At 46.3% G+C, this 25,680-nt stretch carries 23 protein-coding genes; 6 read left to right on the forward strand and 17 right to left on the reverse strand.

The window, feature by feature from the left end:
* Window positions 1-86: 86 nt before the first annotated feature.
* The 10 genes from QO189_RS05755 to hutU all read right to left on the reverse strand — a co-directional run bounded on the left by QO189_RS05755 (window position 87) and on the right by hutU (window position 10,716).
* Entirely contained in the window at window positions 87-701 is a 615-nt protein-coding gene (locus tag QO189_RS05755; RefSeq protein WP_201599568.1) for a hypothetical protein, read from the reverse strand.
* Between the two features lie 61 nt (window positions 702-762).
* A complete protein-coding gene (locus tag QO189_RS05760) occupies window positions 763-1,392 on the reverse strand; it encodes a hypothetical protein (protein ID WP_371531919.1) in 630 nt (209 codons plus the stop codon).
* 99 nt (window positions 1,393-1,491) lie between these two features.
* Window positions 1,492-2,241 carry a PhnD/SsuA/transferrin family substrate-binding protein gene (locus QO189_RS05765; protein WP_371531920.1) on the reverse strand — a complete coding sequence of 250 codons (750 nt, stop codon included), beginning with the start codon at window positions 2,239-2,241 and terminating at the stop codon, window positions 1,492-1,494.
* Window positions 2,242-2,244: 3 nt separating this feature from the next.
* A complete protein-coding gene (locus tag QO189_RS05770; protein WP_371531921.1) occupies window positions 2,245-2,739 on the reverse strand; it encodes a PAS domain-containing protein in 495 nt (164 codons plus the stop codon).
* 83 nt (window positions 2,740-2,822) lie between these two features.
* Window positions 2,823-3,185 (reverse strand): roadblock/LC7 domain-containing protein, encoded by a 363-nt coding sequence (locus QO189_RS05775; protein ID WP_040641606.1) that lies wholly within the window; start codon window positions 3,183-3,185, stop codon window positions 2,823-2,825.
* A 242-nt stretch (window positions 3,186-3,427) separates the two neighbouring features.
* Entirely contained in the window at window positions 3,428-4,753 is a 1,326-nt protein-coding gene (hutI, locus tag QO189_RS05780) for an imidazolonepropionase (protein WP_371531922.1), read from the reverse strand.
* Window positions 4,754-4,810: 57 nt separating this feature from the next.
* Complete coding sequence (gene hutG, locus QO189_RS05785) at window positions 4,811-5,842, reverse strand: formimidoylglutamase (protein ID WP_371532051.1); 1,032 nt, start codon at window positions 5,840-5,842, stop codon at window positions 4,811-4,813.
* A gap of 42 nt (window positions 5,843-5,884) precedes the next feature.
* Window positions 5,885-7,447 carry a histidine ammonia-lyase gene (hutH, locus tag QO189_RS05790; RefSeq protein WP_371531923.1) on the reverse strand — a complete coding sequence of 521 codons (1,563 nt, stop codon included), beginning with the start codon at window positions 7,445-7,447 and terminating at the stop codon, window positions 5,885-5,887.
* 121 nt (window positions 7,448-7,568) lie between these two features.
* The gene (locus QO189_RS05795; RefSeq protein ID WP_371531924.1) at window positions 7,569-8,933 is read right to left on the reverse strand and encodes a YjiH family protein; all 1,365 of its coding nucleotides are present in this window, start codon (window positions 8,931-8,933) and stop codon (window positions 7,569-7,571) included.
* 70 nt (window positions 8,934-9,003) lie between these two features.
* Window positions 9,004-10,716 carry a urocanate hydratase gene (gene hutU, locus QO189_RS05800; RefSeq protein ID WP_371531925.1) on the reverse strand — a complete coding sequence of 571 codons (1,713 nt, stop codon included), beginning with the start codon at window positions 10,714-10,716 and terminating at the stop codon, window positions 9,004-9,006.
* Between the two features lie 293 nt (window positions 10,717-11,009).
* Between hutU and QO189_RS05805 the strand changes: the two genes are divergently transcribed.
* The 4 genes from QO189_RS05805 (at window position 11,010) to QO189_RS05820 (ending at window position 14,464) form a co-directional block, all read left to right on the forward strand.
* On the forward strand, window positions 11,010-11,753 hold the full coding sequence (locus QO189_RS05805) for a UTRA domain-containing protein (protein ID WP_371531926.1): 744 nt from the start codon (window positions 11,010-11,012) through the stop codon (window positions 11,751-11,753).
* A gap of 324 nt (window positions 11,754-12,077) precedes the next feature.
* Entirely contained in the window at window positions 12,078-12,914 is an 837-nt protein-coding gene (locus QO189_RS05810) for an amino acid ABC transporter substrate-binding protein (RefSeq protein WP_075106829.1), read from the forward strand.
* 53 nt (window positions 12,915-12,967) lie between these two features.
* Complete coding sequence (locus tag QO189_RS05815; protein WP_178379265.1) at window positions 12,968-13,651, forward strand: amino acid ABC transporter permease; 684 nt, start codon at window positions 12,968-12,970, stop codon at window positions 13,649-13,651.
* Window positions 13,652-13,720: 69 nt separating this feature from the next.
* The gene (locus tag QO189_RS05820) at window positions 13,721-14,464 is read left to right on the forward strand and encodes an amino acid ABC transporter ATP-binding protein (protein WP_371531927.1); all 744 of its coding nucleotides are present in this window, start codon (window positions 13,721-13,723) and stop codon (window positions 14,462-14,464) included.
* A gap of 222 nt (window positions 14,465-14,686) precedes the next feature.
* Here QO189_RS05820 and QO189_RS05825 read toward each other — a convergent pair whose 3' ends face one another.
* The 4 genes from QO189_RS05825 to QO189_RS05840 all read right to left on the reverse strand — a co-directional run bounded on the left by QO189_RS05825 (window position 14,687) and on the right by QO189_RS05840 (window position 18,325).
* Entirely contained in the window at window positions 14,687-15,640 is a 954-nt protein-coding gene (locus QO189_RS05825; RefSeq protein WP_371531928.1) for a DMT family transporter, read from the reverse strand.
* 222 nt (window positions 15,641-15,862) lie between these two features.
* On the reverse strand, window positions 15,863-16,510 hold the full coding sequence (locus QO189_RS05830) for an aminodeoxychorismate/anthranilate synthase component II (RefSeq protein WP_371531929.1): 648 nt from the start codon (window positions 16,508-16,510) through the stop codon (window positions 15,863-15,865).
* 33 nt (window positions 16,511-16,543) lie between these two features.
* Window positions 16,544-17,962, reverse strand: a complete 1,419-nt coding sequence (locus tag QO189_RS05835) for an anthranilate synthase component I family protein (protein ID WP_371531930.1) — start codon at window positions 17,960-17,962, stop codon at window positions 16,544-16,546.
* Between the two features lie 87 nt (window positions 17,963-18,049).
* Window positions 18,050-18,325: a Trp family transcriptional regulator gene (locus QO189_RS05840; protein WP_371531931.1), complete on the reverse strand. Its 276-nt coding sequence runs from the start codon at window positions 18,323-18,325 to the stop codon at window positions 18,050-18,052.
* A gap of 489 nt (window positions 18,326-18,814) precedes the next feature.
* On the opposite strand from QO189_RS05840, the gene QO189_RS05845 reads away from it, so the two are divergent.
* Together QO189_RS05845 and QO189_RS05850 are read left to right on the forward strand one after the other, a co-directional pair.
* Window positions 18,815-20,902 (forward strand): TonB-dependent receptor domain-containing protein, encoded by a 2,088-nt coding sequence (locus QO189_RS05845; RefSeq protein ID WP_371531932.1) that lies wholly within the window; start codon window positions 18,815-18,817, stop codon window positions 20,900-20,902.
* Between the two features lie 163 nt (window positions 20,903-21,065).
* A complete protein-coding gene (locus QO189_RS05850) occupies window positions 21,066-22,406 on the forward strand; it encodes a PepSY-associated TM helix domain-containing protein (RefSeq protein ID WP_371531933.1) in 1,341 nt (446 codons plus the stop codon).
* Between the two features lie 93 nt (window positions 22,407-22,499).
* Here QO189_RS05850 and QO189_RS05855 read toward each other — a convergent pair whose 3' ends face one another.
* The 3 genes from QO189_RS05855 to QO189_RS05865 form a co-directional block, all read right to left on the reverse strand.
* Window positions 22,500-23,270 (reverse strand): ABC transporter ATP-binding protein, encoded by a 771-nt coding sequence (locus tag QO189_RS05855; RefSeq protein ID WP_371531934.1) that lies wholly within the window; start codon window positions 23,268-23,270, stop codon window positions 22,500-22,502.
* Between the two features lie 58 nt (window positions 23,271-23,328).
* Window positions 23,329-24,399: an iron chelate uptake ABC transporter family permease subunit gene (locus QO189_RS05860; protein WP_371531935.1), complete on the reverse strand. Its 1,071-nt coding sequence runs from the start codon at window positions 24,397-24,399 to the stop codon at window positions 23,329-23,331.
* 113 nt (window positions 24,400-24,512) lie between these two features.
* On the reverse strand, window positions 24,513-25,607 hold the full coding sequence (locus QO189_RS05865; RefSeq protein ID WP_371531936.1) for an ABC transporter permease: 1,095 nt from the start codon (window positions 25,605-25,607) through the stop codon (window positions 24,513-24,515).
* Window positions 25,608-25,680 lie beyond the last annotated feature (73 nt).

Below are 25,680 nucleotides of genomic sequence, written 5' to 3' on the forward strand. Positions count from 1 at the left end.
AGAGAGGAAAGGGCGCTCGACCTAAGACAAGCGCACTTATATTGCTATGGTATAAAGGGTTTGTGTTGAGTAAGGGCTTAACTCCATCAACTAAGAAACTTTAGACCAGATGTCTTGAGTGCCCATACCAGCTCTACAAAGGCGCGACTGTTGGTTAAGGGTTCGCCATCGATGATGAGCACATAACCTGCGCCATCGATCCATAAAAACACAAAGCTGGTCTCAGGAATAAGTAAATCAACTTGCTGAAAAAATGAAATCGCTTGACTCTCTACTGCCCAGCCGCGCTGTTTTTGGCGAAGCATAAATCCTGAAAAATCAGCAGCGGCGACACTGAGCATGTCCGCTTCTTCTTGACTGTAGCCAATCCGAGCCAAACAAAATCCTTCATCAGAGCCAATCGCTGCACGGCGTTTGCCAGATAAGCTCGCGACCACATAAGGCAAAAATTGATCCAATGGCAAATTGGGTGCTGGCAAAAGCAAAGACAGTTTTTCAATCCAGCCTTGCTCGATAAAGCTTTGTAGCCATATATCAGAATAACGCTGCAACCAATCAGCGGCGAGTAGCGTCTGCCCATAAGACAATAAATCTTGTAGCGCCAACTGCTCGTCAGTCGGCTCATTTTGTGAAAACGCCTCAAAAATACCAGCGGGCGTTAAGGTCAGATAGGTTTTATCAGCATTCAAGTAAGAGGACATAGCGGCTACCGTAGTGATGAAAGGGCAATAAAAATATTTAAAGTTATAAACGAATGACAATCTACTGTTTGGCTGGAGGCGTCATCGTTTGATCAAGATGCTGTTGGCAATTGTCCCAGCGCTTATCAAACTGCCAATCGCTTTTGCCCAAGCTAAACCATACTAATGAAAATGCCAGACGATCGTTGCGCGCCGTACAATAGGCAAAAAACTCATTTTCAATTTGCTCAATGGTGCCCCAGTCTTGGCTAGCACGTGCTTGCATCAACTCGCTTGTGATGTCTTTAGCGATTTCTTTGGCATCATCGCTACTGATACGCAGTCGTTGTTTTTGCTCATTGAGCGAAGGCGACACCAGTACACTCCAGCGAGTGGCAAGCATACTATTGCGCTGAATGTAGCTTTTTTTATCAATACAATCGCGAAACCCTTGCTGGGCATCAGGATACAAGCGATCCTTGATACGCGTAAATAGGTTATTGACATCGTACGGAATATCAAACCAGCAACCATAGAAAAAGTCCGCTACAGCGCCTTGTAACGGTTCTTTTTCAGTCATTAGTAACGCGGCGTTGATACGCTGCTCGTGAAAGTGACGGTTATTGGGTGCCAAAAATACCTTACGCGAGTAAAGTCGAAATATTCGGTGCGCCACTTTCTCATTTTCTTTGATCAGGTCTGCATCAGACATCATAGTATCCTTGTATCATAGCCGTGATGGCAATAAGCGCAACAAGCCACAGCCTAATTCCGTAAAACGAAGTGCGATATCAATAAAGCTGATAAGCGATCAGTCCAATAACGTCTGCATCAAATCAATCATGAATTCAGCATCTTCTTCACTCATCGCCTCAAATCCTTGCGGCATACCAAGCTCAGTCAAGGCTTCTTTGCCATCGTCATCGCTATGCAAATCAAGAATCGCATCTATAAAGAGTTGCGCATCTGGAAAGTCTTCTTTAATGAGCAGGACATGGCTAATATCTGCCAAATCACTCTCAATCAGTACCGATAGCTGAGCTTTGGTTAAGCGTGAAAAGCTGTGAAAGATTTCCGCTAAGAAAAAGGCAGCTTGGGCATCGCCTTTGATCACTTTGCGGGCCGCTGCCTGATAGGTCTCAGTTACATCCCAGTTAAGATCAGATTCTTCTATATCGACGGCTTCTAGTAAACGTAAACCAATCAGCTTGACGTCGCGGTTGTCTGCCATCGCCACAGTTGCACCCGCATGGATATCTTCTAGGCGGTCGACATCGCTATTGGCCGCTGCTGCAATCACCATTTCATCAGACTTGCCGATAGGTCGTGCAATGGCTCGGTAGCCTTGCTCGCGGATGAGAGTGGCCGCATCAAAAGGATTGGCGTAGATAATTTGAATATCACCTGCCTCAATCAATGCTTCTTGCTCAGCATGTGATGCGGGGATATTGAGGTGCATGTTGAGGTTGGTACGTTTTTGAATCAATGTGTTGAACATGTGCCAGCCTGCAAAGCGCTCAGGCGAAAAATCAGGGGCGATTAACATATTGTGTGTCGTCATGACTTAGCCTTCCTCATGTTGTTTCATTTGGGCGTACTGAGCCAGTGCCGCTTCAATTTTGCTGCGTGATGGCTTACGGCGTACTGAGGTGTAGCCAACGGTTTCGCCGCGGCGAACATTGGGTACGACCGTGGCATATACCCAATAGTGACTACCGTCTTTGCATAAGTTTTTGACATAGCCATGCCATTTTTGTCCAGATTCAGCGGTATCCCACAGGTCTTTATAAGCAGATTTTGGCATATCAGGGTGGCGCAAGATAGATTGCGGTTGACCGATGAGCTCATCAACGCTGTAGCCACTAATCTCGACAAAGGCATCGTTGACGTGAGTAATAATACCGTCTAAATCGGTGCGCGAGACAATCAGTTTGCCATCGGGATAGGGACGTTCTATCCCCGTATCATAGACAGTCCGTGACGTGCCATCATAATAGGTTAGGGTGATTTGCTCAGCAGGCAGTTCAGGCTTGTGTGCATCAGGGATTGGAGAACCCATGGTCATCTCCTTTATTAGTCGTTATATGTATAATGAGTAAAAAGCGAATAAATAAGGTGCTTGTCAAAAGCTAAAGCTACCAATCAAATGAGTTTTGCAAGGGCTTCTGAAGCACGCTTGATATCTAAGAATATCAAGCCAAGCTTGGCATTGGGTTTTGCCATGATGGTGAGGACTGCTTCTTCGCCTGATGAAGTCATGATCACATAGCCTTTTTCGCCTTGAATCATGATGCGATCGATACTGCCGCGTGCCAATTCACGGCCTGCACGGTCGCCCAATGATAGCAGTGCCGCTGACATCGCCCCAACACGGTCTTCATCAACGCCAGTTGGTAGAGCTGAGGCAATCATCAGACCATCGTTAGAGATTAGGGCAGATGCTTCAACATCTGCTGATGAGCTGTTTAAGTCTTCCAATATCTGTTGAAATGAATCTGTACGCATATCGCTTTCTCTATACTGTGTGTTAATTTTTATTTATGAACTATAGTTAGCCAAAAATAACCCTGTTTAAAAAAGGGTATTATAAATCCTTACTAAAAATATTGATATAGTAAATCCCTATTTAAACTAAGGTTATAAAGATTTTTTCTTTAGTTTCATAAAATTTTCAATATTTTTGCCAAAAAAAGCCCAGTCATTGGGTGACTGGGGCTTTTTAATTGAGATAAATGAAAATGTATTGACTATATGGTCTCGTGCCATTGTCCTTGAACCATAATGCCTTGGATAGGGTTCAGCCCCATCTGATAGGCCAAGTCAGCAGGACGGGCGATATCCCATAGTGCCAAATCAGCATCACAGCCAACTTCTATTTTTCCTTTATTAGCGAGTCCTAAAGCCTGCGCCGCATAAACCGTCGAGCCTGCCAGTACTTCTTCAGGCGTGAGGTAAAAAAGCGTACAGCCCATATTCATCGTCAATAACAGCGACGTTAACGGTGAGGTGCCAGGGTTACAGTCAGTTGAAATCGCCATCGGGACTTGGTGCTTGCGCAGTGCCTCAATCGGTGGCAGCTTGGTGTCACGTAACGTATAAAACGCTCCGGGCAATATCACCGCAACCGTATTACTAGCAGCCATTTTTTGGATATCATTCTCTGATAAGTGTTCTAGATGGTCGCTAGATAACCCGTTGTATTCAGCAACTAAAGCGCTACCGCCGATATCAGATAACTGCTCAGAGTGCAGTTTGACTGGCAGGTCTAAGGAGCGTGCAACCTCAAAAACGCGTCTAATCTGTTCGCTACTAAACGCAATGTTTTCACAAAAACCATCGACCGCATCGACTAAGCCTTCGGAGTGTAAAATGGGCAGCCACTCGCAGACTTGCTTGATATAGTCGTCCGCACGGTCCTGCATATTAGACTTGTATTCAGGTGGTAAGGCGTGCGCAGCTAGATAAGTAGTGCTCACATGAATGCCGTGCTTTTCGCCAAGCTGGCGAGCGACGGTAAGCATTTTGCGTTCAGTGTCTAAGTCCAAGCCATAGCCCGATTTGATTTCGATACTGGTGACGCCTTCTTTCATTAGCGCGACTAGACGTTTTTCACTTTGGGCAAATAGCGATTCAATGCTGGCGGCGCGGGTGGCGCTCACGGTTGCGACAATACCGCCGCCTTGTGCAGCAATGTCTTGGTAACTGGCGCCTTGCAAACGCGCTTCGAATTCGTTGCTGCGGTTGCCACCATAGACAATGTGTGTATGACAGTCGATAAGCCCCGGGGTCAGCCATTTACCATCGGCGTTAGTGACTTGATTTTCTTGATAATGAGGCAGATAAGTAGCGATTTGCTCTTGTGCCCCAATCCATGCAATTTTGCCGTCTTTAATACCGATAGCGGCGTTCTCTAGCTGACCGTATGGGATGTTATCAGTATCTGAATTCTCGTAAATATCGAAACCATAGTGTGCTGAAAACGTCGCAATATTGGCATTAATAATGAGTTGATCAAACGATGTCATAGTAGATTCGTCGAGCGTCTGTTCTTTAAAATTTTCTGATTCATTCATAGTATGCTCCTAATTATTGGGAGGCGAGTAACCTGTTAAGACCTTTTTTTGTAAGAGCTAGCTGACAAGTAAGTGCTGTTCTACAATCGTTGCCAGCAGTCGAGCAGCGACTTTACAGCTACGATTATCCACATCAAAGGTCGGGTTGATCTCAGCAATATCGGCCATTTTTACTTTACCTGATGACATAATCAGCTTGACCATACGCTCAACAAAACCCAGCTCAATACCAAAGGCGGCAGGTGCACTGACACCTGGGACAACACTAGATGGCAGGCAGTCCATATCAATGGTGAGATACACTATATCGACCTGATCTATGAAGCTTTTGACCTGCTCGGCAAGTGTATCCCAAGGCTGATAATGACAGTCTTCATCACTAATGACCTGTACACCCAGTTGCTCAGCACGATCAAAGAGCGCGGCGGTATTAGAAAAGCGACTGACGCCTACACAGCAGTAGTGAAAGGGCTGATCGTGTGCGTCAAGATGCTCAGCAATTTGACGAAACGGTGTCCCAGAAGTCGCCACATCAGACTGACGAGTATCCAAATGCGCGTCAAAATTAATGATTCCGATAGTAGGTACTGCGGATGTGCTGACAGTCGTATCATTTGTTTCTTTCAACGCCTGCCATAATCCCAAAAAGCTACCGTAAGCGATGGCATGACCACCGCCCAATCCGATGGGTAGTCCACCTTGCTTGACGATAGTGCTAACTGCATCAGCGTATTTCATCTGAGCTTGCTCAAGTGTACGCTCGGCAAAGCCGTCGTTATCATGACAATGAATGTCACCTGCATCACCGAGTAAGGATGGTAGTTGATCATTAAAGCGTTGTTGCAACTCGGCAATGACTGGCAATGCAGCGAACGCCCGACGAATCAAAGGCGGTGCAGCTCGTGCGCCCACGCGCCCTTGATTGCGTCTGACCCCTTGGTCACACGCAAAACCAACCAGCCCAATATATTGAGTCTCGTAAGGCTGGGCGAGCTGATACCAATAGCGGGCGCGCTCAGTCTCAAACGGCTCAGCACGGCCTGTCCACTGAGTCATATCAGCAGGTGTATGGCTAATGGGTGTGGTCATGTTTGTGACTGCCATCATGGCTCTCCTTTTACCAGTTAACCGTTACTTAGAATCGTACCAGTCGCGACGCAGTTCTTGCCAATGCTGAGCAAGTGTACCGTCTAGTACTAACTGTTTGGCTGCCTCGATATCTGGGGCTAGGTAGCGATCTTTATCATAGAATGTCACTTTCTCGCGTAGCTTCTGATGCGCCACTGTCAATGGCTCTGATGTCTCGAGTCCGCGATGGAAGTCGATGCCTTGACCAGCAGCTAACAGCTCAATACCGATGATGGTGGCGGTGTTGTGAGCCATCTCGTATAGACGGCGAGCACAATACGTTGCCATGGATACATGGTCTTCTTGGTTGGCAGAAGTCGGGATACTATCGACACTGCCTGGATGGGCGATAGATTTGTTTTCTGAGGCGAGGGCAGCAGCGGTCACGTGCGCAATCATAAAGCCTGAATTGACCCCAGCATTTTCGACCAAGAACGGCGGCAGGCCACCTGACAAAGTTGCATCAATAAGTAAGGCAACACGGCGCTCAGACATCGAACCGATCTCGGCGATTGCCAAGGCCAAAATATCCGCGGCAAAGGCCACAGGCTCGGCATGGAAGTTGCCGCCTGAGATAGCAACTGGACCATCTTCGTTATTAAAGATAAGCGGATTGTCGGTTACCGCGTTGGATTCGATGAGTAGCGTTTTTCCTGCTTGGTTGATGATATCAAGACAAGCACCCATGACCTGCGGCTGACAACGTAGGCAATAAGGATCTTGTACTCGATCGTCTTGCTCATCATTGTGCGAAGCGCGGATCGCACTGCCTTTGATCAATTGACGATGCGCTTTGGCGATTTCAATTTGCCCATGATGACCACGTACCTCGTGAATACGCGCATCAAATGGTGAATCCGAGCCTTTGGCCGCATCAATTGACAGTGAGCCGACGATGGTAGCTGTCTCAAGCAAATCACGCGCTAAGAAATAACCACGTAATGCTAGTGCCGTTGATACTTGTGTACCGTTGATGAGTGCAAGGCCTTCTTTGGCTGCCAATGTAATCGGCTCAAGTCCGTGCTTCGCTAAGGCATCAGCGGCAAGGACTTTTTTGCCATCGACATAGACGTGACCTTCACCCATCATAGCTAATGTCATATGTGATAGTGGCGCTAAATCACCAGAGGCACCAACTGAACCTTTGGCTGGAATGTTTGGTGTGATTTGATTGTTGATTAAACCAAGCAAGCTATCAACCACCTCGCGGCGTACGCCAGAGACGCCTTGTGCCAGACTGGCGACTTTCATCACCATAATCAGTCGTACCACACCGTCTGGTAGCGCGTCACCAGTACCTACCGAGTGAGAAATGATTAGATTGCGCTGTAGCAGCTCAAGCTGGTCATCACTGATACGCGTCTTGGCAAGCAGACCAAAACCAGTATTGATGCCATAAGCGCTCTTGTCACGGGCAATGATGGTGCGTACATCTTCGTGCGAGGCATCAATCGCCTCATAAGCACTCTCAGGCAGTGTCAGTACAACGGGCTGATCGTAAATGTCACGTAGCATCTCAAAGCTAAGCTGGCGTGGGTGTAGGGTTAATTGTTTGATATTGCTCATAAGGGTAATCCTAGTGTTGTAAGCGGTGTTAATTATATTATTTTTAAGGCAAATCGTTGTGAGGTTAAGCTGTTTGGTCGCTTTTAGATCATTTAATGTATCTTCTTTGATGTCATTTTTATTAACCAATCCAGTTCATATACAGCGCCAATTGTCCAAACGCTGCGGCTAGCAAAATACTAAGAACCACGCGTTCAAACCAAATAATGACCATTTTACCAACAGAGACTGGGATTTCGGTAGCCAGTACACAAGGTATCATGGCTGAGAAAAACAGTACGCTGCTAATAGAGATGACCCCTGCCACATAGCGCGTCAGTATATCTGCGTCACTTAGCAGTAGTGCTGGCAAGAACATTTCAGCCAATCCTGCTGACATTCCTTTGGCAGCGACAAGAGGGTCTGGTAGGCCGCCAAGCCATGTGAACGGATAAAGCAGCAAGCCTAACGCACCGAACACGGGCGTATATTTTGCTAATAGTAATCCGGTCAGACCGACAGCGATGATAGAAGGCACAATAGCGGCTGCCATCGTCAGACCATCACGAAAATTAGACCATAAGATTTGTTTGAGGTCAGTTGCTTGACGGGAAGTGGACAAACCCAAATCAAATGCTGCTGCTAGTCGTTTACCTCTTGCGTGATCAAGGGTTGGACGATCAACCTTATCATCAAACAGACTGATGGGCGGAATCCGAGCAGTAATCGCAGTGACAATAAAGGTAATTACTAGCGTTGACCAAAAAAAGAGGTTCCAAAATTCCATTATCCCAAGCGTTTTGGCCACAATCACCATAAACGCTGCTGATACCGTCGAAAATCCAGTCGCGATGATAATGGCTTCACGCGCTGAATATTGCTTTTGTAGGTACACGCGATTAGTAATGAGTAGACCGATAGAGTAGCTACCAACAAAAGAAGCGACGGCATCAATCGCCGATGATCCGGGCGTTTTCCAAATAGGTTTCATGATTGGCTGCATCAGTACACCAACCATCTCGAGCAAACCAAACCCAACCAAAAATGCCAATATCAATGCCCCGATGGGTACAATCATACCGACTGGTAATGCCAGTTTTTCAAACAAAAACGGCAGCATGTCGGCTTCCATCATGAAGGCAGGCGCAGCGCCAGCAACATACATCACTGCCAATACCAGACCGATGACCTTAAAAGCAGTCATAATCATGTGAGTGATATTTTTATTCCACGAGCCGTCGATAAATGGTTTACTCACGCCATAGAGCATAAGTAAAAACAATAACGTCACCGACAGAGTATGCTGCTGAGTAACCAAATAGGTCGCGCCATGATCGAACAAAATCGTGCTCTTTTCACCAATGGTAAACGGCACAAAAAACATCACTAGACCGATAGCGCTAAAGACAATGAGCTGTATCAGTGCCACAGGGGTCGAGAGCAGTTTTTTTGACGATGTCGTTGCATTGTCATCGTGCAGACTAGATGTTGTATTTTGCTCAATCATATTATCCTCCTTGATAAATCGGCGGTTATGTCCTTATGTCAATTCATCGCTCATAAGGACAAGGAACAAACTATTTAATCATTGGCAGGTTTAGACCGTAATCCTTCGCAGTTTTAATCGCTAACTCATAACCTGCATCGGCATGACGCATAACGCCTGAACCGCAGTCATTGACCAGTACGCGCGACAAGCGTTTGGCCGCAGCGTCTGTACCATCTGCAACGATGACCATGCCTGAATGCTGCGAGTAGCCCATGCCGACACCGCCGCCATGATGTAGTGATACCCAAGTGGCACCGCCTGCGACATTGAGCATACCGTTCAATAGCGCCCAATCAGATACCGCGTCTGAGCCGTCTTTCATGCTTTCTGTTTCGCGGTTTGGACTGGCAACAGAGCCTGTATCCAAGTGATCACGACCAATGACGATAGGGCCTTTTAGCTCACCGTTTTTGACCATCTCATTAAATGCCAAACCTGCTTTGTCACGCTCACCCAGACCTAACCAGCAGATACGCGCAGGCAAGCCTTGGAACTGAATGCGCTCTTTTGCCATATCGAGCCAGCGATGGATATGTTGATTTTCAGGGAAGAGCTCTTTAATTTTTTGATCGGTCTTATAAATGTCTTCTGGATCGCCTGAGAGTGCTACCCAGCGGAATGGGCCTTTGCCTTGGCAAAACAACGGACGAATATAAGCAGGGACAAAGCCTGGGAAGTTAAAGGCATCTTTGACGCCTTCGTCAAACGCAACCTGACGGATATTATTGCCGTAATCAGTCGCTGGGATATTCATCGCTTGCAGATCCAAAATCGCTTGGACGTGTACCGCACAAGATTGAGCAGCGGCTTTGGTGAGGGCTGCGTGTTGCTCCGGATCTTCTTGGGCAGCTTTCCATTCTTCAACCGTCCAGCCGCTTGGTAGATAGCCATTGATCAAATCATGCGCTGAGGTTTGATCGGTGACCAAATCAGGCTTCATGCCGCCAGCGTTGGCGCGTTTAACCATTTCAGGCAAGATATCTGCGGCATTACCGAGTAGGGCGATAGAGACGGCTTCGCCCGCGTCCGTATGTTGTTTGATCAACTCATAAGCATGGTCAAGATCATCTGCTTGCTTATCGACATAACCAGTACGCAAACGGAAATCGATACTCGATTGCTGACATTCGATGTTCAATGACGTTGCGCCTGCAAAGGTTGCGGCTAGTGGCTGTGCGCCGCCCATACCCCCAAGACCCGCGGTCAAAATCCAGCGACCTGCCCAGCTGCCATCATAATGCTGACGACCTGCTTCGACAAAGGTCTCGTAAGTCCCTTGCACGATGCCTTGGGTGCCGATGTAAATCCAGCTACCTGCTGTCATCTGACCGTACATAAATAGGTCTTTGCGATCGAGCTCATTGAAGTGCTCCCATGTCGCCCAGCGTGGCACAAGGTTAGAGTTCGCAATCAATACGCGTGGTGCATTTTCGTGTGTTTGGAAGACACCAACGGGCTTGCCAGATTGTACTAGCAACGTCTCATCATCTTCTAATTCTTTTAATGACTCTAAGATTTGATCATAGCTCTCCCAGTTACGGGCTGCACGTCCGATACCACCGTATACCACAAGGCTTTTTGGGTTTTCTGCCACATCAGGATGTAGGTTGTTTTGCAGCATGCGATAAGGGGCTTCGGTCAGCCAGCTTTTGCAATGCAACGTGCTGCCTGTAGGCGCGGCGATATCGCGAGACTCATCACGGCGGGTAAGCTTATTGTTGATTCCATTTTCAGTAGTCATGGTCATATCCTTGTGGTAACTAATAGGGCGATAAAATAATCAGAATAGGTGTTTTACAGTCAGTCTATAAACGCATCGAAATATAGAGTAGCTAGGTCAAGATTTTTAGACTTGCTATAAGTTGTATATACAAATTATCAAAGATACTTTTTTCATGCAAGGATTTTTTGATAAAAATGAGAATTAATGAAAAAAAGAGCATAACTGATAGAGTGATATGAATAAGAGTTCGCATGATTGTCGTGATATTATGGCGCTACTCTTATTAGCGGAACTGACGGTTTAAAACGAATATGACAAAAACGATTCCGGCGTATCAGCGGATTAAAAATGCGATATTAGACAATATTCACTCTGGCAAATGGCAAGCAGGCAACGCGATCTCGACAGAAATGGCACTGGCTGAGGAGTTTGGCGTTTCGCGGATGACGGTGAATCGCGCGCTCAAAGAGCTAAGCGAGGAGCGTGTATTGGAGCGTCGACAAGGCTCAGGGACATTTGTCGCGCAGCAACAGTTCAACCATACTTTTGTGGAAGTGCGTAATATCGCAGAGGATCTAAAATCTGCCAATCGCGATTATGAAGCAAAAGTGGTGAGTAAGCGCGCAGTCACAGCTTCGATGCTCGATGATGAGTTGCGCCGTAAGTTTGGTATCGATGAGATGGCTACCGTGACTCATACAGACGCTAGTGATGCACCGATTTTATACGAGGTGAAAATCATTCACGTTGCCGATGGTCAGCCCATACAGTTTGAAGAGCGCTGGGTCGATGCCAAAAAAGTGCCTGAGTTTATTGAGCAAGACTTTACTGTGGTTAATACCAGTGATTATTTGGTTGCCAAAATACCGTTAGAGAGTGGTAGCTATACCATACGTGCGCTTGCGGCACCAAACGAGGTGGCAGATGCGTTGCAGATTGCCGCGCAGTCACCAACGCTCGTATTGCGTCGCCAGACTTATTCAGCCGGTCAGGTCGTCACTTTTGTGAAGATGTGGCATGCCGGTGATCGCTATCAGTTCTCGGGTGAGCTGTAGTCCGGCGTTAATGACAGTCATTACCTGACGTATACTCACTGATTTTGTACGTTTTTTCTGTCTAACGTGAGATACTATATCCATGAGCTGCGATTTACTTAGCAGCAGTAGCGATTTATTAAAGAGCAATCCGATAGTAATACGCTTAAAAAATTCAAAAATAATAGGGAAGCCGCATTGAAAAATATGCTGAGCACCCTCAAATCGAGCAGCCAAAGCCGAATATTGCAGGGCGGTTATTATATTGTCCTCTTGTATCGGCTTTTCCCTATTTGTTGGCGCTAACCATTTTCACTTATTCATTTACTCTTATAAGGACGTCTTATGAAACGTCGTACGCTTTTAGCCCTTGCTGCTAGTACTGTTTTGCTTGCTGCTTGTGGTCAGTCTAATACTAATGAAGCCGATACTACTGCCACTGACACTGCGTCGACAGGCGGTTCTGATTTGCTGCAACGTATCAATAACGGCGGCACGATTAACGTCGGTACAGAGGGTACGTATCCTCCGTTCACGTATCATGATGAGAGTGGCAAGCTGACAGGCTATGACGTCGAAGTGACGCGTGCGGTCGCGGACAAACTGGGCGTTGATGTTGAGTTTAAAGAGACTCAGTGGGATGCGATGCTAGCAGGTTTGGATTCAAAACGCTTTGATATGGTGGCCAACCAAGTCAGCTTAACGACGCCTGAGCGTCAAGCTAAATATGACAAATCTATGGCTTATAGCTGGTCGGGCGCGGTTGCACTGGCACCGACTGATGACAACCGTTATAGCTCTTGGGATAACCTAAAAGGCTTACGTACGGCGCAATCACTCAGCAGTAACTACGGTGAGCTGGCAGAAAAATACGGCGCAGAAATCGTCCCTGTCGATGGTATGGCACAAGCGATCCAATTGGTGAAGCAAGATCGTGCTGACTTCACGATGAATGACAATCTAGCGGTACTCGATTATCTCAAAAAATTCCCAGATTCTGATCTTGAGATCAAACTGACAGCCCCACCAAGTGAGCAAACAGGCTCAGGTCTCGTGCTTATCAAAGGTAACGATGAAGTTGTGGCAAAATTGGATGAAGCAATGGCAGCACTCGCCGCTGATGGTACACTCACCAAACTTAGTGAAGAGTTCTTTGGTGCTGATGTAAGTCAACAAAAATAATGTTAGCTTCTATCACATCTGTGCTCGCTGAATTATTGGCATTATTGCCATTCATGAGTCCTGATCGAGCACAGATTGTCATCTCGTCGTTTTGGCCAATGCTCAAAGGCGGTATCTATTATTCGATACCGCTGGCATTGATCTCATTTGCTATCGGTATGGCGATTGCTTTGACCGTCGCATTGATTCGGATTGTACCGCGTGCTGGTTGGTTCCATGAGATCATTTATCGCTTGGCTCGTATCTATGTATCCGCGATTCGTGGTACACCGATGCTGGTTCAGCTGTTTATTATTTTCTACGGTTTACCAAGTGTAGGCGTCAAGCTCGATCCGTTTCCTTCAGCGATCATTGCATTCTCGCTCAATATTGGTGCGTATGCATCAGAGACGGTGCGCGCCTCGATTTTGTCTATTCCAAAAGGGCAATGGGAGGCGGGTTCAACCGTTGGTTTGACGTATTTGCAGACTTTCCGTCATGTGATTTTACCGCAAGCGCTGCGCGTATCGGTGCCGCCACTATCTAACACTTTTATCAGCTTGGTAAAAGATACTTCACTTGCTTCACTGGTATTGGTCACTGAGCTATTTAAACAAGCGCAGATCATCACGGCTCGTAACTATGAATTCATGCTGGTGTATACCGAAGCGGCGATTATTTATTGGGGTATCTGTCTGTTCTTGACCTTTATCCAAGGCAAGCTTGAAACCAGATTGGATCGTTATGTAGCAAAATGAGCTACGTAGTAAAGTAAGTTATGGCTCAATAGACACTCGCAAATATAGACCAGCACAACAGGAATTTTTATGATCAAAGTCACTAATATTCATAAAGCCTTTGGTGGCAATCAAGTGCTAAAAGGCATCGACTTGACCATTAATAAAGGTAAAGTGGTCGTCATATTAGGACCTTCAGGCTCTGGTAAAACCACATTTTTGCGTTGTCTTAATGCGCTGGAGATTCCTGATAAAGGTGTCATTGCGTTTGATGATGACAGCTTAAAAGTTGACTTTGCGACTAAGCCAAGCAAAAAAACGCTGCTCGCTTTGCAGCGCAAATCAGGCATGGTATTTCAGTCTTATAATTTGTTTCCGCACAAGACTGCGATCGAAAATCTCATGCTCGGCCCGACAGTGGTACAAGGTAAAAACAAGGCTGAGATGCGTAAAGACGCGCTGGTCTTGCTAGATAAAGTAGGACTGTCTGACAAAGCTGATCTCTATCCATTCCAGCTATCTGGTGGTCAGCAGCAGCGTATTGGTATCGCCCGTGCGCTGGCGATTGAACCGTCGTTGTTATTGTTTGATGAGCCAACGTCGGCACTAGATCCAGAGCTGGTACAGGATGTCCTTGAAACCATGAAGCAGTTGGCGTCAGAAGGCTGGACGATGGTCGTGGTCACTCACGAAATTAACTTTGCGCGTGATGTCGCAGACCATGTGGTCTTAATCGAAGACGGTGTCGTTGTCGAAGAAGGCAGCGCTAAGCAGTTGTTTGAAGATTCAAAGCATCCACGTACGCAAGCGTTTCTACAGCGTATCGAGCAGTAAGCGATTTATATCGTTGCAATATGTTTAGTTAGAAAGAAGCCCATTGAGGGCTTTTTTTGTGTCTATAATTTGAGTTTGACGGTTTTGGACAAACTTTATGTAGCCTCTGCTAGCGGAGATACAGCAAGCGAGAAAAATACCTTTTAATCAAGTCTATCTATTGTGTTGTTTTTTTAATCTAGATTTAGTTATCGCGCCCTACCAGATAACCAAATAATAAAGCTAAACGGTTTGCCGTCTTTTAAGCCAGCGAGGGACACGCGTGGTTGTGCCATTAACCACTGCATTTAACAATGCCGCTAGCAAAATCAGCGTCACGCCCAGATATTGAATCCAAGACAGAGTCTGATGTAGCAGTATCATTGCCAGCGCAATCGCCGTCAACGGCTCAAAAATCGTAAAAACAGAAGCACGAGAGGCGGGCAGCTTCTCCAGTGCTTTCATATAAAGGCCAAAGGGCACGACAGTACCCAAGAGCGATAGCCCTAACACATAGCCCCAAGTCAGTAGTGGTAAGGACATTAGCTGCTCATAGGTGTGATACGTTTCGGGCAGTAATAACAGCCCGCACGCGCTGATCACTACGGAAGTGAAAAATACCAAAGGGGCAGGGTGCGCATCATGCATCGCACGCTTACCGAGTACGCCGTATAAGGAATAGCACATCCCTGCTGCCAACCCGAGCAAAACACCCCAATTGACCTCTGCTTGCTCACCCAGCATCGTCAACCCAACCCCAAAAACTGCCATGAATGCCAGCGCGATAGATTTTCGCGTAATGGACTCACTGAGCAAAAACTTTGAGAATAACAAGCTAAACACAGGCGCGGTATAAAGCAAAGCCACCGCAGGGCCTGCGCCAACATAACTGACAGCAAAAAAATAGCAGACGGACATCCCCAGTACACCAATCAAGGACTGAAGTGCCAACCCAAACCACTGCTTGGGTCGTAGTTTGATCAGCTGTGGCCATAGGGTCGGTAGCATGGCTAAGATAATCACTGCTGCCGTCACAATGCGTAATATCGTGACTTGCCAACCACTAAAGCCCATTTGATTAAGGTAGGTTGAGAAGATCCCAAGCGTCCCCCAACAGGTTGCCGCGGTAATGATTTGAACAATGCCTATCCATGACTGATGCGAGTGTATCGCCGCTGTACTGTCGATATTTGCCATAATGGTTTCTTCTTACGATCTAAATGACATTGGGTTATTGCCAAAGCGCCTGTGATTTAAGGGCACCAAGCCATATTGCAATAAGAAAAGACAACCGGTTCAAGGGCTGTCTTTTGTTTGTTCTTTCAGTCTATCATTAAAAGATCGTAAACTGCTACTAGGGCGTGGTCTAAATTTAATCGACTGTCATTTAAAGTGGAAGGCGTGGCTGGATAGTAGCGCTTACACCTGCAGTAAAAAATTACTCAGCAACCGCTTAGCACCTTCAGTGGCAAAGGATTCTGGGTGAAATTGTACGCCTTGTATCGGATAGTCTTTGTGCTTTAGTCCCATAATCTCATCCCCTGTCAGTGCAGATTCATCGAAGCTTAGGTCAGCACGGCTCTCATTGGCGACGACTGAGGTAATCGTCAGGCAGCTTGGGATCGTATCGGCTTTTACCACCAGTGAATGATAGCGCATGATCTCAAGCTCTTGCGGCAAGCCTTGATAAATACCAGCACCATCATGGCGAATCGATGAGACCTTGCCATGCATCGGCACACTGGCGCGTATTACATCACCGCCGAATACATGAGCGATGCCCTGCATACCCAAGCAGACACCTAGTAGGGGGATAGTCTTGCCTAATGTCTCAATAACCTCGCTACAGATACCAAAATACGCGGGATCATCAGGGGAGCCTGGGCCAGGTGAAATGATGATTCTATCCAGATTCATCGCTTCTACGTCTGCAAGGGTAATCTCATTATTACGCTTCACGATAACGCTGGTTTCTTTATCATCACTCAAGGTTTGCAAAATCTCGCCCACATATTGGTAGAGATTGAAGGTAAACGAGTCGTAGTTATCGATAATTAAAACATTCATGGGTCATAAACTCTTTGATAAAAATAGGGGTAATTACGGTTGCATAAAGCTGTCTAATACGACTTTCATCGCCGACAGTTTGCGCTGAATCTCTAGATACTCATCGGCTGGGTTTGAGTCGTAGACATTACCGCCGCACGTTTGCGCGTAGGCTGACTCGCCACTGATAAATAGGCTGCGAATAGGAATGGCAAAGATACAGTCACCATTAAAATTGAAAGAGCCGAGCGCGCCACCATAAGCACCGCGCCCATCTGGCTCTAGCTCATTGATGACTTTGATGGCCTCTACCTTAGGAGCACCTGATAACGTACCAGCAGGGAAATTACTGGCAAGGGCACTGAACATATCTTCGTCAGGGTGCAGGATACCAACGATCTCAGAGGAGATATGCTGTACGTGTGAGAAGCGTTTGATATCCATCAAACTACGCACTTTTACCGTGCCAAATCGCGCTACGCGACCAATATCATTGCGATGCAAATCGACTAGCATGTTGTGCTCGGCAATTTCTTTATCATCGTTGAGTAGGGCGCGAGCAAGTTTGCGATCCTCTACTACATCGACGCCGCGCTTAGCCGTGCCTGCTAGTGGGTAAGTCTCCATCTCGCCTTGACGCAAGCGGAATAGCAGCTCAGGCGAGGCGCCAATGATGCACTGCTGAGAAAATTTCATAAAATACATGTGCGGCGACGGATTGACCGCGCGCAGTCTTTCATAGATGGGCATTTTGTCGCCAGCAATACGATATTTGGACTTGAACCCAACCTCGCATTGAAAGATACGACCAGAAATGATGTCTTCTTTGACTTGCATCACTACTTTGGCATGTTCTTCTTGGCTCATACCATCGCCCAAAAACTCAACGGTGGGCGCTTCATAGCTAGGCGTTGGCTCATCAAGTAGGGCTTTGATTTGCTCGATACGATTATTTTGCTGAGCGGTTGGATAATAAAAGTAGAAAATCTCGCCGGTCATCTTATCCAGCGTCAACCCATCTAGATACACGCCAAATTTAAAAGGCTCAAAGTCTTCACTGGCTTTGGCTTCTAGACTTGGCTCAAAAAAATTCACGCAGTCATAGCCCAAGTAACCGACGAGACCGCCACTTTGATCGCGAGCAATGACGTGCTGCGGCGTGATGGCGCGAAGCAATTGATAAGGATTGTCCGTTTGATAACGAGTCGTTTCAGCCGTTTTATTATCAGTGATAGCGAGCGTGTTGCGGTCAATAGCGGCGATGGTGGTCACAGGGTCAAAGCCGATGGCATGATGACGTGAGATATGACTGTCTTCGCCCAATGACTCGAGTAAATAACAGGTATCGAAAGCGCTCTCGATACGTTTGAATAGCGCAAAAAAATCGATATCTTGCGTCAGTTTGATACGTTGTGGTTTGCTTGGGATATCGATAGGTGTAGGTTGGGTATGTATGGGCGTACTAGCAGTCATAATAAAGTCCAAAATGGTTCAAATATGTGTCAATCAACAATTAATAAAGTAATGAGGAAAAGGGTAGACAGTATTGAGATCGGTGGTTTAAGCGCGTTCTCTATGGGTCGCAAGCAATGCACTCACATCGTGGCTGTGCATGGCTCTAGCGCCGCGAGAGACAGTCGCGATACCAACACCTAGTTGCTCAGAGATGTCACGCTGTGTGATACCTCGATCAAGCAAGTCAAATATACGAATGCGGTTAGCTATATCGTGCTGCTCTTTATCCGTCAGCAGGGCACTGAGTAGCTTTTCAATCTCTGTGCTATCAGTACAGTTTGCCAGATGACTCAGTAAGCTGTGATAAGGGCCAGTACTCATAATTTATCGTCTTATAATCAGTCGTCTTAATCAAAAATAGTCAGGGTAGCCATGAAGCTCTCGACTTGTATCAGTATTCTAGTACAGTAGTACAAGGAATACAAGTGATGAGCTAAGTTAATAGCAGGCTGCTATAGAAGTGATGATTTTTAAGCTCTGCTTATACAGATTCAACTCGTGGTCAGCGTCATGTTCGATAGCATATTTATAGTTAGTACCAAGTATTGCTGCTTTTCGTCAGTGTACTAAGCATTAAAATTGAGAACTTATTATATTAATTATTGCCAAAGTGTTAATACTTCGTTATTATGCCTCTCATTATTTAAACGCTAATCATTATCATTAGCATTAATATTACTATTTGCACGATATGGTGGAGTGTTTTTAAGATTTTTAATCTTCTGATGGGCGGTATTTTAAGGGCTATTCGATGATAGGTTTTAAAAATAATTCTAATTTTTGACAGTAAACAAAGTGAGTAAATGTGTTATGCGCGAAGTAAAGTTATCTAGCAGATTGACTGTGCTATCTATGGGTGTAGCAGCGGTATTGTGTGCACAAGCGGCCAGTGCTGCCACGCCAGCAGATATGCCAAATACGACGTTGCAAACGATTACCGTGACAGCAAATAGCTCTGTCCGCGATAGTGTACAAGAAGACTCTGTCTATATAGATGACTATACGCCAGCAGCTCAAGCAAGCCATTTGAGCGATTTTCTAGACGTTGTACCGGGGGTAAGCGTAGGCGGTACCTCATCAGTCAACCAACGTATTCGTGTACGTGGTCTTGATGATACCAATCTAAAAGTAACGATTGATGGCGCACGTCAAGAAGGCGCGTTGTTCTACCACATGGGTGATGTCACGATTGATCCAGATCTGCTAAAACAAGCAGAGGTATCAGTGGGCAATAACTCAGTGACGCTCGGTAATGATGCTATCGGCGGTGCGGTTGCTTTTGAGACAGTCGACGCGGCAGATTTACTTAAGCCTGGTCAAAAAGTAGGTGCTAAGCTGCATGCAGGCTACGGCAGTAACAATGATGAACTGCTAACCTCAGCTACTGTATATGGTGCACCAACAGAAAATATTGATTTACTGGCTTATTATGGCAAACGCGATGCTAATGCTGGTGAAGATGGTAAAGGCCGTAAAATCCAAACAGAAGACAGCGAAGGCGAAAACATCTTATTAAAAGCGGGTGCGTATGTCGGTAGTGATCATCATGTAGGCGCTAGCTTTAGCCGTACCGAAAACAAAGGCAAGTTCCCATTACGTCCAGATTTTCCTGCTGGTGGCTGGAACCCAATCATTCCGCAGGAAGTCAAACGTGATACCTATGCGCTTGACTACGTTTATAGTCCTGCCAACCAGTTGGTCGATGTAGACGCCAATGTATATCAGACCAGCACACAGATTTTGCGTAACTCTGACGGCGTACCTGGGTTTGAGTTTGATGCGGAGGTCAAAACCACAGGCGGCAAAGTACAGAACACCAGTATCGTTGATAGCAGCATCATCAACGGTGTGCCAGGGGTTCATAAGTTCATCGCTGGGGTTGAGCATTACAAAAAAGAATCTGAGATGGCGCGCGATTTTGGCAAGGCGAGCACTGATGAGGCAACCAATACCTCAGTGTATCTGGAAGACCAATGGCATATGGGCAAGCTTAGCTTAACGCCAGGCGTTCGTTATGACCGTTATGAATCTCCAGAGTATGTATCGGCTGGCAAGACTTATGACAATGTCGTTGGCGCATTGGCTGCTAGCTATGAGATTGCACCGCGCACCCAGCTATTTGCGAGCTATACGCAGTTATTTAATGGCCCAGATCTTAGCCAAACGATTTTTAATTCCGATGGTGTTGATACCTATGTGAACAATGACCTAAAAGCAGAAGAAGGTGACAATGCAGAAGTCGGTATTGCGACAACGCTGCGTGGTTTGACGATGGCTGATGACTCTTTAAAACTGAGCGCTAAGTACTTTGAAACCAATATCGAAAACTATATTGAGTTCGTACGTGCAGGTGGCAGTAGAACTGGTATGAATTGTACCACTGGGCAACTAGGTACAAGTGCTGCCCCTGAAGCCTGCCAAGGTGTTATTAATAATGACGAAGATTTTAAGATCAAAGGCGTAGAGCTATCAGCCGATTATCGCGCAGATAACTTCAACATGGGTCTAAGCTATGCTCGTGCACGTAGCAAAGGCGAAGAGACGGGTTACAATATCTCTTCTGTCAGTGGTAGTGGCTCTGAGTCTGGCGACAAGTACATGGTCAACCTAGGTTACGCTCCAACCAGTACCACCGAGCTTGGCTGGCGCAGTACTTATGTCGCCGATGTAACACCAAATACCGCTGGTGATGACAACGAAAAACCAGGCTATGACGTGCATGATATCTTTATGACTTATGCACCAACTCAAATCGAAGGTCTAAAAGCCACGCTAGGTGTCTACAATATTTTTGATGAGACTTATGCAAGCCATGCATCGCGCAACTCTATCGATGATGCCTATACTGATTTTGAAATGGGACGTAATATCAAAACGTCTTTAACGTATCAGTTCTAATATAGCTTATCTGGTTTGAGTCTAATCGTACTTATAGAGTCAGCTGTCTGTACATGGGAGCTGGCTTTTTATTGCCTACTGGCTTTTGGATTGGCTATAGCAGCAATGACGTGCTAACTGATAAATACCTACCCAAACAACATATAATAAAGAACCAAGACCCATGATTACATTCAATCCTCGCCAAGCCTGCTTGTGGATTCACCGTTATACTGGGCTTGCTATGGCAGCCTTTTTGATCATTGCCAGTCTCACGGGTGTGCTGCTCGCTTTTCATCATGAGCTTGATGATGTTTTCAATCATAAGCTGGCCAGTATCGAGGCGCAAAGCACACCGATGCTGTCTATTGCTGAGCTACATGACACAGTAATAACGACATATCCAGAATATACGTTTTCTAGTATGCCAACCGCTATTGATGACGGTAAATCGGTTGTATTTGCTGTAGACAGATGGCGCGGCAATGCCAGTTCGGACGCACCTGAGCCAACCTTTCATGAGGTGTATGTTGACCCTCATACTGGCGCAGTCATTGGCACACGGAATAAAGATACTTGGGCATGGCACAACACCATGTGGAAGGTGTTTTGGTTGCACCGCGACTTATTGCTTGGTGATATTGGTAAATGGGTCTTGGGCATTGTCTCATTGGTATGGACGATTAATTGTTTTATTGGCTTTTATTTGACCTTTCCTCGAGCAGTCAAATCGAGTCAGTCAAAACAAGTCTCTAGCAAAAAACGCGCCTCACTGTTTAAGCGCTGGCTACCTGCATGGAAAATTCGACGCAAAACCAACACCTTTAAGCTGAACTATGATTTGCATCATGCTTTTGGTCTGTGGCTATGGGTGATGCTATTTGTCATCGCTTGGTCGAGCGTTGGGTTTAATCTAAAACCCGTTTATCAGCCTGTGATGCAGGCAGTGGTCGGTCTGACGCCAAGAGAAAGAGGGCGACCGCCAACCAAGCCTGAACCGAATAAAACAGTAGAAAATCAGGGTAGGGCAGATAAGTCTATAAACTCAAATACGACTGTTAACGATAGCCGCAATACAGCGGACGCCACTGCTCAAGCAGTCAATAAGAGCAATAGTATTGCCTACCTAAGTGCTAAAGCCGATATTGCGGCGCGGCAGAATGGCACGGCTGTACAGCAGTTATTGGGTATCCGCTGGGTGGAGGAAGACAAGCAGTGGCAGATGCGCTTTAAGACCGATAGAGATATTGGTACACACGGCGGCGCGTCATCTATTACGGTTGATGCTGCCACAGGAGAGGTTGCGCGCGTTAATTTTGGTTATCAAAGCGGTTTTGGTAATAAAGTAGACCAATGGCTGTCAACGCTGCATATGGGACATATCGGTCAAAGTTGGAGCCATCGACTGTATCAAGCATTTTTGGCAATGATTGGACTGGCAGTTGCGGTGCTATCAGGGACAGGTGTGTATCTCTGGTGGAAAGGCCGACAGCAACGACTTAAAGCGTCGCAAAAGCTCAAATAGATATTAAAACATAAAATTGATGTGCTCAATATAGTGCTGGTACCAATGTAGTGGCATTATATTGAGCTTTTTTATATGAGAAGAAATCGGGTTTTAAACCGTATCCACAATCACAGGACGACCCTGATGATTGAGCACAGTGACATCGACATTGTATAAATCTTTCATCGTTTCTTGAGTAATAACATCAGCAGGACGACCAACAGCCGTCACTTCTCCTGCTTTCATTGTAACAACCGTATCGGCAAACTGTGCCGCTTGGTTGATATCGTGTAGGACAATTACTACGGTTTTTTGCTGATTGTGGCTAAGTTGACGTAGCTCACGCATAAGGCGACCCGCATGATACATATCTAGGTTATTCAGTGGCTCATCGAGCAATAGATAAGGCGTGTCTTGGCAGACAATCATCGCGATCAGCACGCGCTGACGCTGTCCACCTGACAATGTCGATAAGAAGCGCTCAGCAAGCGGCTCAAGCTCAAAGCGTTCAAGTATCTCTTGTACTTTTTGCTCATCATCTACGGTTGGTTGTCCTTGATGATAAGGATAACGACCAAACATCAGCAGCTCATGCACGCGTAGGCGTCCTTGCACATGGTTGTCTTGTCCGAGCATCGCGACCGTCTTGGCCAGTGTCCGCGCCTGACAGCTGATAATATCACGTTCCTCATTATCTACAGCAAAGCTTACTTGTCCAGATTGTAGCGGCTGCAAGCGAGCCATAACAGAAAACAACGTAGACTTCCCAGCGCCGTTAGGCCCAATCAAAGCAATCACCTGCGCCGTTGGTAGGGACAACGTAATATCATGCAAGATTTGTTGTTTGCCAATATGGTGAGAGATATTATTCAGTTTAATCATAATCGTCTTATTTTAAAAAATCTTAGGGCTTTCTTTATCAACAGTATCAGTTAAGCGGTCATACTGAACGGCGCTGGGACATAAATATCAAGGCCAAGAACACGAGGCCGCCTGCTAGCTCTATCACAACGGACAATACCCCTGCCATGTCTAGCACTTGCTCAAAGAGTGTTTGACCCAGCACTAAGCAAATCATGGCAACCAAGCTGACCAATATCAGCCGCTCAGTGTGATACATATATCGCGCGATACGATTGGTCAATGCGCAAACCAATAAACCAAAGAAAGTTACAGGACCAACCAGTGCAGTGGCTGTGGCGACTAGCACTGCGATAACAGTTAATAGACCAAATGCCAGACGTTGATAATTGATACCAAGGTTGACGGCTTGAGCTTGTCCGAGCATCAGCACATCACACTGATAACGCCAGCGCCACACAAATACCGCAGTGATGACACAGATCAATAAGCTGATGCCTAGTAGCTGAGGATTGACGGTATTGAACTGTGCGTAGCTAGCAGATTGTACAACCACAAAATCATCAGGGTTAATCAGCCGTGCAATGAGTGCTGATAGACTACGAAACAACACACCAAAGATAACACCCACCAATATTAGCCGTGTCAGATCCTGACTGCTTTTAGAAAATAATAGCTTAAATAATAATAAAGATGCCCCAAACATCAGAACAATCTCTAGCGTGAATTTAACAATAGGATCGAGACTGGTAAAGCTAATCGCCCCTAAAAAGAAAACCAGCAGGCTCTGCAACAGAACATAGAGTGAATCAAACCCGAGTAGGGAAGGCGTTAGAATTGGATTGTGAGTCAACGTCTGAAACAGTAACGTCGATACGCCAATCGCATAACCAACTACCATTAGTGCCAGCAGTTTTTTGCCACGTAATGGTAGCGCAAAATCCCAATAGCCATTGACATTGAGTGTCATAAACAAGGTCATCGAGATCAGTAGAATAATAGCTGTAATGGATTTTGGATGCGCAGCTATCCATGCCCAAAGCTTTGCCAACTGACCTTGGGCAGCAGCTGAATACTGACTATCTGCTGAAGATGAGTTATCTATCGCTGTGCTAGTTTTGGTAGAAGTAAGCTTAGTTGATGAGAACATACAAAAATCCTATGGTGCCAAGCTTATCTGATAAGGCAAAAAATGAACGACGGTAAGTGAGTGGTTAATCGATTAAAGATTGCTGTTTTATTATTCAGCTTTACTGCTTAGTCTTATTGCTCAGCTGGCGCGCGCAATAATAGCCATAAAAACAGCACTGTACCGACCACACCAAATACGGTGGCAACAGGCACTTCGAATGGATAGCGAATCGAGCGACCGATAATATCGCACAGCAATACTGCCGAAGCACCAAGTAGCGCGACTGCGGGCAAGCTGCGACGCAACTTATCTCCCATCAGTCGGCTCACAATGTTTGGTACGACGAGGCCAATAAAAGGAATCATACCGACCGTCACGACCACAACGGCACTCATCATGGCGACCATACCCACGCCAATCCACGTGACTTGGCGCTTACTAATACCCAAGTTCAAGGCGATACTGTCACCCAAACCGACGATGGTTAGCTTATCGGCTATGATATAGGCGAGTACACACAGCGCGCCCGTGAGCCACAACAGCTCATAGCGCCCTGCCAATACGCCTGAGAAATCCCCAAACTGCCAGACGCTGAGCATCTGTAGCGATTCAGTTTGATAGGCGATAAAGGTAGTGACTGCTTCGATAATGCCGCCGAAGACAATACCAATCAGTGGAACCATCAAAAAATCAGTCGGCGGAATACGGTGAATGAGCAGCATAAAGAGCATCATGCCGAATACAGCGGCGATGGTCGCTACGCTCATCTTCACAATGAGCGCACTGGCAGGGAACAGTAGGCTGACCACTAGCAAACCGAGCGCGGCACTTTGGGTAGCACCGACCATGGACGGCTCTACAAAGCGATTTTTGAGCACCACTTGGATGATCATTCCTGCCACTGCCATCGCAATGCCCGTCAAAATAATCGCAACGGTACGCGGGATACGGCTGACCAGTAGTAGCGAGCTATCGGAATTGGCACTATGACTAATGATACTTTGTAAAATACCCGACCACGAAAAGTCAGCGACACCAATAGATAAGCTCAATAACACCAAAAGCCCCATGATAATGAGGCTTGCGGTGTTGATTAACCACGGTGGTATGGCGGCACGTCGATATTTCGAGCCTAAAGTATGGCTAGCGCTTCCTTGCCAATTTGATACTGGCAAAGAAGCGTTAGGTTTGAGCCTAGCACGAGCATGGTTTGAAAATAACGACATAATCTTTATTGGCTTAAAAATGAGCAGTGATAACGGTAGTAATAGCTGCATGCGTTGTGTGCAATTACTTGCG

Origin of the sequence: Psychrobacter sp. Arc29, from assembly GCF_041431175.1 — a bacterium.
GTDB lineage: Bacteria > Pseudomonadota > Gammaproteobacteria > Pseudomonadales > Moraxellaceae > Psychrobacter.

What these genes read in the sequence shown, in the direction of transcription:
- QO189_RS05755 (WP_201599568.1), bottom strand. Translation starts at nt 701, where the DNA reads ATGTCCTCTTACTTGAATGCTGATAAAACCTATCTGACCTTAACGCCC.
- QO189_RS05760 (WP_371531919.1), bottom strand. Translation starts at nt 1,392, where the DNA reads ATGTCTGATGCAGACCTGATCAAAGAAAATGAGAAAGTGGCGCACCGA.
- QO189_RS05765 (WP_371531920.1), bottom strand. Translation starts at nt 2,241, where the DNA reads ATGACGACACACAATATGTTAATCGCCCCTGATTTTTCGCCTGAGCGC.
- QO189_RS05770 (WP_371531921.1), bottom strand. Translation starts at nt 2,739, where the DNA reads ATGGGTTCTCCAATCCCTGATGCACACAAGCCTGAACTGCCTGCTGAG.
- QO189_RS05775 (WP_040641606.1), bottom strand. Translation starts at nt 3,185, where the DNA reads ATGCGTACAGATTCATTTCAACAGATATTGGAAGACTTAAACAGCTCA.
- hutI (WP_371531922.1), bottom strand. Translation starts at nt 4,753, where the DNA reads ATGAATGAATCAGAAAATTTTAAAGAACAGACGCTCGACGAATCTACT.
- hutG (WP_371532051.1), bottom strand. Translation starts at nt 5,842, where the DNA reads ATGACCACACCCATTAGCCATACACCTGCTGATATGACTCAGTGGACA.
- hutH (WP_371531923.1), bottom strand. Translation starts at nt 7,447, where the DNA reads ATGAGCAATATCAAACAATTAACCCTACACCCACGCCAGCTTAGCTTT.
- QO189_RS05795 (WP_371531924.1), bottom strand. Translation starts at nt 8,933, where the DNA reads ATGATTGAGCAAAATACAACATCTAGTCTGCACGATGACAATGCAACG.
- hutU (WP_371531925.1), bottom strand. Translation starts at nt 10,716, where the DNA reads ATGACTACTGAAAATGGAATCAACAATAAGCTTACCCGCCGTGATGAG.
- QO189_RS05805 (WP_371531926.1), top strand. Translation starts at nt 11,010, where the DNA reads ATGACAAAAACGATTCCGGCGTATCAGCGGATTAAAAATGCGATATTA.
- QO189_RS05810 (WP_075106829.1), top strand. Translation starts at nt 12,078, where the DNA reads ATGAAACGTCGTACGCTTTTAGCCCTTGCTGCTAGTACTGTTTTGCTT.
- QO189_RS05815 (WP_178379265.1), top strand. Translation starts at nt 12,968, where the DNA reads ATGAGTCCTGATCGAGCACAGATTGTCATCTCGTCGTTTTGGCCAATG.
- QO189_RS05820 (WP_371531927.1), top strand. Translation starts at nt 13,721, where the DNA reads ATGATCAAAGTCACTAATATTCATAAAGCCTTTGGTGGCAATCAAGTG.
- QO189_RS05825 (WP_371531928.1), bottom strand. Translation starts at nt 15,640, where the DNA reads ATGGCAAATATCGACAGTACAGCGGCGATACACTCGCATCAGTCATGG.
- QO189_RS05830 (WP_371531929.1), bottom strand. Translation starts at nt 16,510, where the DNA reads ATGAATGTTTTAATTATCGATAACTACGACTCGTTTACCTTCAATCTC.
- QO189_RS05835 (WP_371531930.1), bottom strand. Translation starts at nt 17,962, where the DNA reads ATGACTGCTAGTACGCCCATACATACCCAACCTACACCTATCGATATC.
- QO189_RS05840 (WP_371531931.1), bottom strand. Translation starts at nt 18,325, where the DNA reads ATGAGTACTGGCCCTTATCACAGCTTACTGAGTCATCTGGCAAACTGT.
- QO189_RS05845 (WP_371531932.1), top strand. Translation starts at nt 18,815, where the DNA reads ATGCGCGAAGTAAAGTTATCTAGCAGATTGACTGTGCTATCTATGGGT.
- QO189_RS05850 (WP_371531933.1), top strand. Translation starts at nt 21,066, where the DNA reads ATGATTACATTCAATCCTCGCCAAGCCTGCTTGTGGATTCACCGTTAT.
- QO189_RS05855 (WP_371531934.1), bottom strand. Translation starts at nt 23,270, where the DNA reads ATGATTAAACTGAATAATATCTCTCACCATATTGGCAAACAACAAATC.
- QO189_RS05860 (WP_371531935.1), bottom strand. Translation starts at nt 24,399, where the DNA reads ATGTTCTCATCAACTAAGCTTACTTCTACCAAAACTAGCACAGCGATA.
- QO189_RS05865 (WP_371531936.1), bottom strand. Translation starts at nt 25,607, where the DNA reads ATGTCGTTATTTTCAAACCATGCTCGTGCTAGGCTCAAACCTAACGCT.